This is a genomic window from Streptomyces lancefieldiae (assembly GCF_031845825.1).
Classification (GTDB): Bacteria; Actinomycetota; Actinomycetes; order Streptomycetales; family Streptomycetaceae; genus Streptomyces; species Streptomyces lancefieldiae.
The window spans coordinates 1-254 of the sequence record NZ_JAVRFH010000452.1 but is presented as its reverse complement, the minus strand read 5'-3'; the positions used below and the strand labels follow the sequence as shown (position 1 = coordinate 254).

General features: G+C 63.4%; 1 protein-coding gene. It reads left to right on the top strand.

What is annotated here, in order from left to right; genetic code table 11:
- Positions 1-254 (top strand): ATP-binding protein (locus RM812_RS42930; RefSeq protein ID WP_311586563.1); only part of this gene is annotated, 254 nt, incomplete at both ends.

Here is a 254-nt window from a genome sequence, read left to right as displayed (position 1 = left end):
GGTCCTGGTGATTGATGAAGTCGGCTACATCCCGTTCGAACCGGAGGCAGCGAACCTGTTCTTCCAGCTGGTCTCCGGCCGCTACGAACGCGCCTCCGTGATCGTGACCAGCAACAAGCCGTTCGGACGCTGGGGAGAGGTCTTCGGCGACGACACCGTCGCCGCCGCCATGATCGACCGCCTCGTCCATCACGCCGATGTGCTCTCCTTGAAGGGAGACTCCTACCGGCTCAAGAACCGCGACATCGGCCGCA